Source organism: Paraflavisolibacter caeni (assembly GCF_025628885.1).
In the GTDB taxonomy this organism is placed as follows: domain Bacteria; phylum Bacteroidota; class Bacteroidia; order Chitinophagales; family Chitinophagaceae; genus Flavisolibacter; species Flavisolibacter caeni.
Map to the genome: position 1 here is coordinate 406,392 of NZ_JAOTIF010000001.1, position 12,546 is coordinate 418,937.

Annotated in this window: 14 protein-coding genes; 4 read left to right on the forward strand and 10 right to left on the reverse strand. The window is 39.7% G+C overall.

Annotation, left to right across the window (positions count from 1 at the left end; genetic code table 11):
- Nucleotides 1-4: 4 nt before the first annotated feature.
- Complete coding sequence (locus OCK74_RS01720; protein ID WP_279295253.1) at nt 5-745, reverse strand: class I SAM-dependent methyltransferase; 741 nt, start codon at nt 743-745, stop codon at nt 5-7.
- A 369-nt stretch (nt 746-1,114) separates the two neighbouring features.
- Here OCK74_RS01720 and OCK74_RS01725 point away from each other — a divergent pair, with 369 nt between their 5' ends.
- Both OCK74_RS01725 and OCK74_RS01730 read left to right on the forward strand, forming a co-directional pair.
- Nucleotides 1,115-1,771 carry a phosphatidylserine decarboxylase family protein gene (locus OCK74_RS01725; RefSeq protein ID WP_279295254.1) on the forward strand — a complete coding sequence of 219 codons (657 nt, stop codon included), beginning with the start codon at nt 1,115-1,117 and terminating at the stop codon, nt 1,769-1,771.
- A 52-nt stretch (nt 1,772-1,823) separates the two neighbouring features.
- Nucleotides 1,824-2,018, forward strand: a complete 195-nt coding sequence (locus tag OCK74_RS01730; protein WP_279295255.1) for a hypothetical protein — start codon at nt 1,824-1,826, stop codon at nt 2,016-2,018.
- A 53-nt stretch (nt 2,019-2,071) separates the two neighbouring features.
- On the opposite strand, the gene OCK74_RS01735 is transcribed toward OCK74_RS01730, so the two are convergent.
- The gene (locus tag OCK74_RS01735; RefSeq protein ID WP_279295256.1) at nt 2,072-2,767 is read right to left on the reverse strand and encodes a YjjG family noncanonical pyrimidine nucleotidase; all 696 of its coding nucleotides are present in this window, start codon (nt 2,765-2,767) and stop codon (nt 2,072-2,074) included.
- Between the two features lie 99 nt (nt 2,768-2,866).
- On the opposite strand from OCK74_RS01735, the gene OCK74_RS01740 reads away from it, so the two are divergent.
- Nucleotides 2,867-3,565 carry an SDR family oxidoreductase gene (locus OCK74_RS01740; protein WP_279295257.1) on the forward strand — a complete coding sequence of 233 codons (699 nt, stop codon included), beginning with the start codon at nt 2,867-2,869 and terminating at the stop codon, nt 3,563-3,565.
- Nucleotides 3,566-3,586: 21 nt separating this feature from the next.
- Here the strand turns inward: OCK74_RS01740 and OCK74_RS01745 are convergent, their stop codons facing one another.
- The 4 genes from OCK74_RS01745 to OCK74_RS01760 form a co-directional block, all read right to left on the reverse strand.
- Nucleotides 3,587-4,297 (reverse strand): response regulator transcription factor, encoded by a 711-nt coding sequence (locus tag OCK74_RS01745; RefSeq protein ID WP_279295258.1) that lies wholly within the window; start codon nt 4,295-4,297, stop codon nt 3,587-3,589.
- 6 nt (nt 4,298-4,303) lie between these two features.
- Nucleotides 4,304-5,290 (reverse strand): sensor histidine kinase, encoded by a 987-nt coding sequence (locus tag OCK74_RS01750; protein WP_279295259.1) that lies wholly within the window; start codon nt 5,288-5,290, stop codon nt 4,304-4,306.
- Nucleotides 5,291-5,375: 85 nt separating this feature from the next.
- The gene (locus tag OCK74_RS01755; RefSeq protein WP_279295260.1) at nt 5,376-5,870 is read right to left on the reverse strand and encodes a gliding motility lipoprotein GldH; all 495 of its coding nucleotides are present in this window, start codon (nt 5,868-5,870) and stop codon (nt 5,376-5,378) included.
- A gap of 119 nt (nt 5,871-5,989) precedes the next feature.
- Entirely contained in the window at nt 5,990-6,865 is an 876-nt protein-coding gene (locus tag OCK74_RS01760) for a YicC/YloC family endoribonuclease (RefSeq protein WP_279295261.1), read from the reverse strand.
- 398 nt (nt 6,866-7,263) lie between these two features.
- Between OCK74_RS01760 and OCK74_RS01765 the strand changes: the two genes are divergently transcribed.
- Nucleotides 7,264-8,211, forward strand: coding sequence for a UDP-3-O-(3-hydroxymyristoyl)glucosamine N-acyltransferase (locus OCK74_RS01765; RefSeq protein ID WP_279295262.1), 948 nt, complete (start codon nt 7,264-7,266; stop codon nt 8,209-8,211).
- Between the two features lie 157 nt (nt 8,212-8,368).
- On the opposite strand, the gene OCK74_RS01770 is transcribed toward OCK74_RS01765, so the two are convergent.
- The 4 genes from OCK74_RS01770 to OCK74_RS01785 form a co-directional block, all read right to left on the reverse strand.
- Nucleotides 8,369-8,830 (reverse strand): CBS domain-containing protein, encoded by a 462-nt coding sequence (locus tag OCK74_RS01770; RefSeq protein WP_279295263.1) that lies wholly within the window; start codon nt 8,828-8,830, stop codon nt 8,369-8,371.
- A gap of 436 nt (nt 8,831-9,266) precedes the next feature.
- Nucleotides 9,267-10,829, reverse strand: coding sequence for a hypothetical protein (locus OCK74_RS01775; protein WP_279295264.1), 1,563 nt, complete (start codon nt 10,827-10,829; stop codon nt 9,267-9,269).
- A 514-nt stretch (nt 10,830-11,343) separates the two neighbouring features.
- Complete coding sequence (locus OCK74_RS01780) at nt 11,344-11,751, reverse strand: response regulator (protein ID WP_279295265.1); 408 nt, start codon at nt 11,749-11,751, stop codon at nt 11,344-11,346.
- 401 nt (nt 11,752-12,152) lie between these two features.
- Complete coding sequence (locus OCK74_RS01785; protein ID WP_279295266.1) at nt 12,153-12,464, reverse strand: hypothetical protein; 312 nt, start codon at nt 12,462-12,464, stop codon at nt 12,153-12,155.
- Nucleotides 12,465-12,546 lie beyond the last annotated feature (82 nt).

Genomic DNA, 12,546 nt, shown 5'->3' on the forward strand with positions numbered 1-12,546 from the left:
AGCATTAGATTTTCTTTGCCACAACAATCATCCTGGGTGTTTTTCGTACATCATAGGAATTTAAGTCGTGGTCACCGAAAACCTCTGTTACCTGCATTTTTTGAAAAGATAACATATCGGTAAAGTCTCCGAGGCTAAACTTGGCTACCTTTTCCGTGTACTCTAAAGGCTCTTTTAAATTGGGATCTGTAACAATAATTCTTTTGAAAAAATGCGAATCATCGTGCCAGCGGTGAATTTCGTACTGTGTTTCATCTATAGTTTTCACCTCGTTGTGCAGTAGCCTGTCTTCGACATAGTGAACATTTAAATAGTCGAACAAAATAGTGCCTGTTGGCTTTAAGCATCCGGCGATCGTCCGTATCGCATCATCATGTTCGCGCCTTGTATTGAAGTAACCAAAGGAGGTAAAAAAGTTGAAAGCATAATCAAAATAGTTGACCCAAAAGGGGAGGCGCATGTCATGAACGTAGAAATGAAGTTTGCCGTTTTCAAACTGTTTGGCATACTGGATACTGTCACTTGCAATGTCAATACCTGTTACGTCATAAGCATTGGTCGCTAACAGTTTGCTGTGCCTTCCTTTCCCGCAAGCAACATCTAAGATGCGACTGTCGCCTTCTGGTTTAAAATGGTTTAACAGGTTCTCTATGAACTTCCTGGCTTCAGCTTCATCGCGGTCAAAATATAATTTATGGTAATAGGGTGAGTTGAACCAGTTCTTGTACCATTCGTTGGTCGGCATTTCTTTTTTTAACAAATGTAAAGCATACGAATTTGATGTAGTACAGTTCACCTGTTTCCACCCCGGCCATTTTGACCGCTTTGACCGCTTTTGACCGGTTTTGTCCCCCAAACCCAAATGTATCCTTCGTACCTCAAGTATACCTGAAGCATACCTGAAGCATACCTGAAGTATACCTGAAGCACACCTGAAGCACGAAATCAATTTTGACCCTCCCATCCCCCTCATTCCTACTTGAGCCGTACTTGAGCCCTGAAAAGTTTTTTTCACTATCTCAAACCTCTATTCATCATGCAGATATTCCAATATGTCAATATCCCTTTCAGAGGTTAATAGCAAACACCTAACTTTGGCGTTTTAGTTTAATACATGAAAATTCACAAAGAAGGGCATAGGAGTATTGCTATCGCAATCATCATTTTTGCCATTATCAATCTGGTTACCCTGTTTTTTATCAGTGCTTATTCACCCTTGATTAGCTGGCTTATTTTTGTTGTTACCTTTTGCTTGCTGCTATTTATCTTTTCTTTTTTCCGCATTCCGCGGCGCGCACATACAATAGGAGAGGATTCTTTGGTAGCTCCCTGCGACGGTACAGTTGTTGTAATTGAAGAGGTGCAGCCCGATGAGTATTTCAAGGACAAGAGAATCCAGCTTTCAATATTCATGAGCCCCTTGAATGTGCATGTGAATCGTAATCCTGTCACTGGTGAAGTGGTATATAGCCAATATCACCCAGGGAAATACCTTGTAGCCTGGCATCCCAAGTCTTCTACCGACAATGAAAGACATTCTGTTGTTTATCGGGCCGGAGGCAAAGAAGTCCTGGTGAAGCAAATCGCTGGTGCACTTGCCAAGCGTATTGTCAACTATTTAAAGCCTGGTGACAAAGTAGAGCAGGGGAGTGAAATGGGCTTTATTAAATTTGGTTCCAGGGTGGATCTGTTATTACCCTTAGACACAAAGATTGATGTCCAGATCAACCAAAAAGTAAAGGGTGGCGTAACAGTCCTGGGAAAATGGTAAGTGGTTGCTAGTATTGCTGGAAAATTGTTGTATCTTAACGCAAACACCAGCTATGAAAAAGCCCTTACTGTTTGCAGCCGCAGGCCTGCTAACCACGGCCACCATAGTGTATGCAACCGTTGAGAAGAAACCAGCTGTAAAAGAAGATGCGAAGAAAGAAGCCGTGAAAAAAGAGACTCAGAAGAAGACAAACCACCATAATGCCAACAAGAGAAATTGTAGTTGGCACTTCACAAAAACAACCTAAAAACAGAAGCCCCATCCGGGGCTTTTTTATTAATTCCATACCTCCAGTCCAGCTCAGAATATATCTTCCAGCTCTTTCAGTGTCCTAACCGTATAGGTAGGCTTCAGGTTTTGCTCAGCACCGCTGTAATTCACATGTACCTGGTCCATGCCAACATTTATGGCACCTGCGATATCCACTTCAATCGTATCTCCAATCATAATGCTTTCCTTCACAGTAGCTCCTGTTTGACTCATGGCAAACTCAAATATCTCCTTTTCAGGCTTTAGGCTGTTGGATGATTCGGAAGTGATTACTGCCTTGAAAAAGTGGTCCAATCCACAGCTTTGCAACTTGCATAGCTGTACTTTTTCGAAGCCATTGGTAATTAAATGAAGTTGATAACCCTTATTGGTAAGGTATTGAAGAATTTCCTTGGTGTGAGGAAAGATGATGGTGCGGCTTGGTAGCAACTGTAAAAACAGGTCACTCATTTCCCTTGCCAATGTTTCATCTGCAATCTTAAAGTCCAATAAAGCCAGCCACATTCGCTTCAGGCGCAGTTCATCCTGTTTGATATATCCCTTGCGGTAGCGTTCCCACAGTTTTTCATTATGCTTCAGATAATTATTATAAAAGAGCTCAAAGTCATGAACCCCTCTCTCTGCCAGTTTCAGATCGAAGTGCATTTGTTCAAGTGTCTGCCTCGCATTGGCATCAAAATCCCAGAGGGTATGATCCAGGTCGAAAAATATATGTTTATACTTCATGATAGGGCTCAAAAATACAAAGCTCTAAATGCCAAACTTTCCAATTGACAAATTATTCGGCATTTCTCTCTACATTCGTCCACCTCCAAAATGAAGTCTATGAATGTTGTTATTACTGGTGCGTCCAGAGGATTAGGCAAAGCTATTGCAAGGAAATTTGCTGCAAATGGATATGATTTGTTTTTGAGTTCCCGTCACGAAGAGAGTTTATTACCGGCTGCTGAAGAATTGAAGGCAGAGTTTCCTTCTGTTGCTGTGCATGCCAAAGCATTTGACTTGGGGAAAAAGCAACAGGCTCAGTTTTTAGCCAGGTGGGTGCTGGAACAGGCGTCTTCAGTTGATATTTTGGTCAATAATGCAGGAACCTTTGTTCCTGGCAATGTATCCGATGAGCCAGACGGAGCGCTTGAAGAAATGCTGGATGTTAATTTATGCAGTGCTTACCACCTTACCAGGGCTTTATTACCCAGGTTTATGGAGCAGCGGTCCGGTCATATATTTAATATGGGCTCTATTGCTGGTTTAAAGGCTTATCCGGGCGGTGGTTCATATAGCATCAGTAAGTTTGCATTGCATGGTTTTTCAAAGAATTTAAGGCATGAATTAATGCCTCACGGAATAAAGGTAACAACGCTCATACCCGGCGCTGTATTCACTGATTCCTGGAAGGGATTTGTCGCAGAGGAAAGAATCATGCAAGCCGATGATATTGCCCAATTAGTATATACTGCCAGCCAGTTATCTCTGCAGGCAACTGTTGAAGAAATTATTATAAGACCGCAGTTGGGGGACTTATAACCCCCAGCGTACCCCCGGCCCCTAAACCTCCGTATACTTATAACCAACTCCCCTTACCGAATGGAAAAATTTAGGAGTGCGGCTGTCTTCCTCAAAATATTTGCGGAAGTTCAAAATAAAGTTGTCTATTGTTCTCGTAGTGGGGTATACGTTATAACCCCAAACAGATTGCAATATTTTCTCACGGGGCACTACTTCATTCTTGTTTTCAATCAATAATTTCAGGAGCATTACTTCTTTCTTGCTCAACTGGAGCTTTTCTCCCCTTAATGTCTTTGCTTCCTGAGCTTTAAAATCTATACTATTGCCGCCAAAGTCATAGGTTTCGCCAATCGTGGTCTTTTCCTGTAGTTTTTTACTCTTATTGATCAGTTTCTGAATACGGAGTAATAATTCTTCCAGATCAAAAGGTTTGGTCATGTAATCATCGGCTCCTTTCTTCAGGCCAAGTATTTTGTCACTACTGGTGTTTTTTGCGCTTAAGATCAAGATAGGAACTTCATCATTGGTCAGCCTGATGTTTTGGGTTACATTGATACCATCAATTTCAGGAATCATTACATCCAGGATGATCAAATCAAAATACTCGTTCTGGGATGCCTTCATAGCTGCGGCACCATCATAAGCTGAGGTTACTTCGTATCCCTCAAGCTCAAGGTTCATTTTTAATGTTTCGTGCAGGTTTTCTTCATCTTCCACTAAAAGGATCGATGGCTTTTTTGTTTGTTCCATTCCAGATTATTTAGCGTCAAAGTGTACGGTAAAAATACTTCCTAGAGGTTTATTATTCGTCACTGTAAAAAAGGCCTTGTGGTCATGTGCTATGATTTTACAAAGGTAAAGTCCAAGGCCAGTTCCTTTCGCATTGCGTGTTTGTTCGTTTCCTATCCGGTAAAACTTTTTAAAGATATTTTTCTTTTCGACATCTTCAATCCCTGGTCCTTCATCTGCCACCTGCAGTAATATCTCCTTGTCTTTACGGGTCAATTGAAAGGAGACCGGTTTTTCGCGAGGAGAGTATTTGTTGGCATTTTCCAGAAGATTACTGATCAGCAGCTTTAATAGAAGGGGGTCTCCATAAAGTGTTACATCAGACTCAACTTCCTCCTTAATATGACGATCGGGGTAGCGGGAAGAAAATTGATGTACCACATCTGCTGCCAGCCTGGAAAAGTCCAGTTCTTCTTTTGAGATATGATATGAGTGGCCTTCCAGTTGTGATGAAAGTAGAATATTATTGATGAGCATATCAAGCCTCAGCGTTTCCTGCAGCGTTGTTTTCATTAGTTTACTGCGCCTGGCTTCATCTAGCTGATGTTTCTGCATTGTTTCCAGATTAAGGCGAGCCACAGCTATAGGCGTTTTCAATTCATGCGTAATCGCCATTACAAAGTTTTGTTGCTGCTGCTGTAGACGAAAGTGCCGTCTTACAGAGCGGAAGATAAAGACTGCACCCAGGATAATGAACAATAAGAAGGTTGTGCCTTCTCCAATATGCCTGATGGTATTTCTCTTTCTATGATCCTCAATGGATAAGCGTTCCTTGTTAAAGCTAACAGGATCGGAACGCATATGTTCAATCTTATCCATCTTCAGTTGATAGATTTGATGGTTCTGCGTTTCTAAAACCAGGAACCACCAGGCTAAGGCTACAACGATGTAAAGCAACAATACCCAATAAATGATCGTTGCCCGACGTAGCTTCCTTCTGCTTTCATCAGCCATAATAGTTAATATTAATAAGCATTAGACAATCGGCAATAGGCAAATCGGTAATGGCTAATTTAGTCGTTTGCCTGTTGCCCGTTGCTTATTGTGCTTTCTTTTCCATTCTGATCCCTACCCCCATTACATTTTGCAAAGGTTCTTCGCGCATGATATTTTCGAGGATGAAAGTATAATTACCGGCTTTATAGAAGTTTACCTTTTCCGGATCGAGTGTAATGGGAATCCTGTGTTCATACAGGTCGTCCATGCCACTTGCCATCCATCCCTTTTCGTTTGTAGCCAGAGGTAATTCAAGTGTAAACTTTTCTGATTTCTTACCAGGAGCCTGGACGTACAGATTAAGCCAAAGGTTGTTGTAATTATATTTTTCGTTGTGCCGGAAGATCAGATATAATTGGTAAGGCGACAATGTATCGCTTATGGCAAACTCGAATTTGGGTTTATAACTACTCTTCCATTCATGGCGTGGCATGTTGGAAACTTTTTCATAAAGATCAATTTTACTACACGAAGAGAGCAATAGGCAGGAGAGTAGCAGTGTATAAAGAGTAAAGTATAGTTTACGTTCCTTTTTCAAAATCAAATGTTTTTTGCAAAAGTAAAGCAATGGAAACGAGTCCAGAAAGTGGAAAGGAGGTAAGTCCGAAAGAATGTATCCTTCAATATTCGTCTTCCGGACTTTATGGGCTTTTAGATTTACAATATATTCAACACCTGTTCTTTTGCTTTTTCCAACTCGTCTTTCATCAGTACCACGCACTTTTGGATCGTTGAGTCATAAGCTTTGGAGCCAGTTGTATTGATTTCTCTGCCTATTTCCTGAAGTATAAAAGATAACTTCTTGCCTTTTGAGTTTTCTTCATCGATCATCACTGAGAGAAAGTATTCGCAATGGTTGGTCAGTCGCACCTGCTCTTCGCTGATGTCGATCTTCTCAATATAATAAATCAGTTCCTGTTCCAGCCGGTTACCATCATAAGCATCTTTACCTACTCTTTCTTCCAGGAGTCCTACAATTCCATCCCGGATCTTTTTTTGGCGCAGAGGTTCCAGTTCTATTACTTTCTTCTGCTGGATCATAATATTGTCAATGCGCTGTTGTAAATCTGCCTGCAATGCCTTGCCTTCTTCTACACGATGCTGATTAAGGTCTTCAATAGCAGCAAGGAGAATTTTTTCAAACTCATTCCATTCTTCGTCGGTAAGCGTTTCACTGGTTGGCGTAATTACTTCAGGAAGTTTCACCAGCGTGCTTAAAATAGAGGAAGGATCAAGATTCAGTTCAGCAGACAGGGATGCGAGTGAATGGTAATATGCCTTGGCAAGCTGGGTGTTTATGGTAACAGGCTTGGCGTTGCCTGTATCTTTTAAACTGATCATACAGTCAACCGATCCCCGCAATAGGTTTTCAGATAGCACTCTTCGGATATCAAATTCAAATGGCTTCAAAAAAGCTGGCATCTTAAGCTGCAATTCAAACTGCTTTCCATTTAATGATTTGATGTCGACTAAAAAAGTTTTCCCGCCAACAGTGCGTTCAGCCCTTCCGAAACCAGTCATAGATTTTAGCATGTAAGTACATTTTGATAAAGGATAAAGATATTTGAATTCTCTTGTAAATCATGTGCGGCAAGGGATGATTATGATCAAAATAAAAAAAGCCTCGCGATCGCGAGGCTAATATGTAGATGGGTTAGTAAGTACAGGAAATAAATTTCCTATCACAATATTAAAAAATATTTTTTCCATACTAAAAAAAATTAGGAACATTTTTATTCACATTTTTAAATCTGTGTTGTGGATTAATGATTTTGAACTTAAAAATTTGGTCTCAGTTGTACTGGTCATTGTGTATTATGATCATGAGTAAACTTGATTTTATTGTTCATTGCTTTGTTCATTGAGTAATTATCCCTTTAACAATAAACCCAAAACATAAACTCCAAACTCCCTTTATCTTTATCTAAAAAATGCGTTTTGAACGACCGGTTCCAATAACCGAAATAGCATCATTGATTGGAGCAGAAATTATCGGCAATCAACAAGGTGTTGCTACAGGCATCAATGAAATTCACAAGGTAGAAGAAGGAGACCTGGTGTTTGTAGATCATCCAAAATATTATGATAAGTGTATTAACTCTGCGGCAACTTATATCATCATCAATCAAAAGACTGATTTTCCTTCACACAAGGCATTGCTTTTAGTAGAACATCCATTTGAGGCTTATCTTACTATCGTTCAGCAATTTCGTCCTTTTCAACCTTTAAAAAAGCCTGTTAGTGATTCGGCGAGCATTGGCGAAAATACTATTGTTATGCCAGGTGTTGTTCTCGGCAATCATGTACGAATAGGCTCCAATTGTATTATCCATGCTAATGTAGTAATCATGGATCATTGCATTATTGGCGATAATGTAATCATTCAGCCAGGTACTATCATTGGTTCGGACGCTTTCTATTATAATAAGAAAACAAACCGCGATGTTCACTACAAGAAAATGTTGAGCTGTGGTCGGGTAGTCATTGAAAATGACGTGGAGATTGGAGCTAATTGTACGATTGATCGTGGTGTAAGTGGGGATACAGTTATTGGTGCCGGTACTAAGATGGATAATCTTGTGCACATTGGGCATGATACAGTTGTGGGGCGGAATTGTTTGTTTGCTGCACAGGTAGGTATAGCTGGCGCCACGATTATTGAGGATAATGTTATTTTATGGGGGCAGGTTGGTGTAAGCAAAACGCTTACAATTGGAAAAGGAGCGGAATTGTATGCTCAAAGTGGTGTGCCAGCAAGCCTTGAGGGTGGTAAGAAATACTTTGGCTCTCCTGCGGAAGATGCCATGCAAAAGAAAAAGGAGATTGTTTGGATCAAGCGTATTCCTAAGTTATGGGAGAAGGTGATGAATAAGCACTGATCTTACCTGGAGAGGTCATCTAACTTAACAGGAACATTAAAATGGTAAACGTCAAACAAATAGGGAGAATAGCTTAGCTGCCTCTTCTTTGTTTGACGTTCTGTTAAGCAATTAGCGTTAGTACGAATTAAAATTTAAAACTTTCGTTCGTGAGTGATCAAAAAACAAAATGTCTTGCTTCTTCCTGATTAATCAGCTGTACTGCCAGGTTGTTATCTAGTTTGTCCTCTGTATCTAAAATAGCTTGTCTTAGAAGATCGTGAATGGTAATAATGCCTGCGAATTTATGGTTGTCATCAAATGTTAAAAGGTAGCGGGTTTTGTGCATGTTGACCAACCTCATACAGTAAGCAATAGTGTCTGTAATATCAACAATAGGATAATCTGTAGACATTACTTCTTGGACTGGGGTGGTGCTGCTGGTTCGGCCTCTTAGAATGACATTTCTGCTGTAGTCTCGTTCGGTGAATATCCCTTTAAACTGGTCGCCCTGCATGACTATCAGGTAGCTGATGTTCAGGCTGCTCAACTGGCTTAAAGCGTCAATAACGAGTGTTTCTGGGGAAACGGTATTAAATCTCTTAGATTTTGTCTCTAGGACGTTTTTTACTGTTCGCATGGCAAGTCGTTTTACCAAATATCGTTGATCTTATTTAATAAATGTTATGATTGTTATCAGACTTCTAAAAAAAAGTTGATTTTTTTTAGAGCAATGATTGGTTCTGTCGTCCCTTTTTAGATTTTTTACTTTAAACTTTCATTTTTGTGTCATAGTTACACAACCAGCTTAAATATAGATCTAATGGTAATATGGGCTATTAGACTTTTCGTTTATAGCAAAACCATACTTTAAATGAAGTCCAGAAACGTTACTTTCTCTCTCCTAGCCCAATCTATGCTTTGCAGGGGTATGCTATTTAGGGAAAGTATATCCGGGTTCTCTTTGAGCAGTGCCAATCCTGTACGAGGGTTGCAGGCTGTTATTTTCTCCGGGAAGAAAATAACTGTGATTGCGTTGGTAACGTCTCTCTGGGGATAGGAATATCCATTTGGCATTAATATTCCTGATACACTCTTTTTTTGCTTTTCTGGTATTTTTCCTGGATGATTGTGCTCATAGGTTTTTGGTATACCTTACTTTCAACCCATGAAATAATATCCAGATAGGCAAATGAACGGGCCTCAAAGCGACTCTTTTCATATTGCTTTATCCTCTGTAAAAAGTTCTCAAACTCTTGTTTCAATTTATGGCGTGAAATCAGGAAAGAAGAGCGGACAAACTTCAGCATTTCATCTTCCATAACGGTCAGCTTTTCCATTTTAGCCATAAACCGGTAGACCGATTTCATGAGCGATTCAAGGATATCATAATTGCCCAATTCATAATGCGCCATCAGGTGAAGCAGGCGTGCATAACATTGAAGGTCATTTCTTACATCAATGTTTTCGTTGATGATGCGCTGCAGGTAGTCTATGGAAGTTTCATAATCTCCCGCACCAAAGTATAAGGTGGCTATTTTATAGTTGAACGTAAGTAGCCGGTGCTTATCCAGGAACAATGCATATTCCTCCAGCTTTTCTTCCATATAAGGAACCAGCGAGAGGCCTTCTTTGAAGGTGCCGGCCATGAAATGCTGTTTTACTTTCGCGCTGCTTATATAGACAAAGGTTTGTACCCTGAAGTTATCGTGGTGTTTGGCAATTCCTGTTTCTGTAAAATCTTCAAACTCCCGGAGCACCTTTTCAAACTTTTGGTAGTTACGAAGGTTAAAAAGGGAGTTTAGCAGGTTGTGCATTCCTTTTATGTAATGTCCTGTTTCGGCATTGATCATAAAGGGCTGTTCTTTAAAGAGGTTTACCCACTTTTGTGTATAGCGGTAACTCATTAAATAATCCTGGCGTATGTAGGCATACCAAAAGTAGCTTTGGTAGAGGTAAAGCCTTTCATAGAAGCCTGTATGTTTGTGGGCGTTAGCTGGCAGGTTTTCACGGAGAAACTGCTTAACGCCTATTTCTTCTTTTTCGTTCCGGGCGGGACCATTCTTTACAAACCAACTGTATAATTGAAGGGAAAGATTGGAGAGTTGAGTAATATTCCGTCTCCTTTCGTGTACATCATTGGCTTCAGCGGTCAGGCGGTCTGCACGGTTTTGCATTCCGCGCGTGGAGTGAAGTATCTCAATCTTCTTTTCCAGAGATATTACTTGTATTAATACTGTATCCTGGTTGTATGCGTTGGCTTGCTCTTTGACTTTATCCAAAATTTTCAGGCTTTGCTGATAAAGCCCTTTGAAATACAAGATACGGGCATGGTCTAACTGCTCGTTCAGTTCGAGTACGATGTTTTCTGCTTTTTTCAAAAGCCTCAGGCTCGCCAATACTTGTTTGTAAAGGTGGGTTTTCAAATTAGAAAGCTGAGGCTTTTCAGTTCCGGCCATTTTCTTTAGCAGCAGTTTTTCATCATAGTCCTGCATTTTATCCATGGCATCGAAAAGCTGCACTACTTTCAAGTCTTCCTTGGCAGAACTTCTCTTAATGTAGAGCTTGAAGTGCCTTTTTTCGGACTTCTCTAAAGAGTGAATCAACTGAAATAACGTATCTGAATATCGGTTGGACATAATATAAACGATCTTTCGAAACTCAATGCTGTAAAGGGTTTCAACAAAAAATTAACTCTTTTGACATGATGTTGTTTCTGAATATTTGTTTAGATACCGCATCATTAGTGCTTATTTTTGTTTCAGCAATTGAGTGATACGGCAGGCAACAATCGTTAAGATAAAGCAATCCTTACATGAAAAATTGCTTAAAGCTGTAAAAACCAGCACAAAGAATATAATTATCTCTTTTCATATGGCAAGCAATCGTTAGACGCCCTTTGTTTCTACAAGGGGCTTTTTTTTGCAATGTAGTGAAGAATATTTTAAAAAATGCTTTTGAAAATTGCATCAGAATCCCATAGGTGCATTTGCTATTACTTAAACTAAAAGAATAAGTTATCTATAAGAATTTATTAACAATTCATTGATTTATAACAGAAAAGCCCTGGCTGTCCAGGGCTTTTCTGTATTTACCATTAAACTGGTAATGATATCATGAGATGTTGTTCCTATTAAACCATTGCAGGGAGCTTTACACCTTGCAAAAGCTTAAAAGCCTGTTTGCGACTTCAAACATCGTATTGTATTGAATAGGCTTGGTAATGAACTCCACATTCTTTTTTGCAAAAAACAATTGATCCAGCGGGTTGGATGATGTGGTAAAAACCACAACAGGCATGGACTTCATTTCTTCATCCTTTTGAATGGATACCAGTGTTTGTTTGCCATCAATCTTCGGCATATTAATATCCAGGACGACAAGGCAAGGCAAATTGCCATTATGCTTCATTTCTTTCAGCATTATCAAAGCTTCTTCGCCATTGTAAGCCTCTACAATTTTATGATTTGAGCCAACTTCCTTTAATGCAATTTGAAGCAGGTGTAAATCATCCGGGTCATCATCCACGCAAAGAATTATATGTTCTTTATTTGCATCCATAGTATCTAAAGAAAGTTGTAAACCCGTGGGGTACAGATTATCAGGTTTTTCAAAGTATTCTACTACCAAGTTGTTAACGATGGCAAAACTACTCCTGTAGAGTTGTTCCTGTTTTCATGATTAGGTCAATACCTGTAAAGTGCGGTTGAAATGCTTGTATGCAAGGATGAAGGAATATCAGGCAAATACTTACTCTTTCATTCTGAAAGCTTTGTGTATCAGACACATTTAAGGGAATATCATTATTCCGTTCCATCAATCATGAGCATTCCGTTCCATCAATCATGAGGCAGGGATGGAACTCCTCCTCCTGATCTTTGTTTTGATAGAACGGAATAATCATTACTGTTTGATGAACGTATACGTTCATCAGAAGATATGCTCTTCTTTCCTGAAATGTTTTATATTGTTTGCAGTTCGGATTCTTCTATTAGTTCTTTAATTTCCACCTCATTTAATTCTGTACATAGTTTACAGAGTTCAATAAAGGCGGGAAGATCTTCGAGGTGAATAGCAAAACGGGAAAGTTTAAAAGTTTCATAAGGTTTACAACTTTCGTCCAGGGGCTTTTCATAGAGCGTGCACCCCTGTATGCCCTGGTTTGGATGAAAATAAACATGTGTAATACGGTATTCTTCATCCTTTTTCACCCATTTATCCACAGGTATTTCTGCAGGGCGGTTCTCATCATCGATACAAACACATTTAACCATGAAGCTTTTTGTTTAGGGCCGCAAAGTTATAATAAGGAACGGTTTTAATTAAATACTATCAAATACCCGCCCAGACATTTAC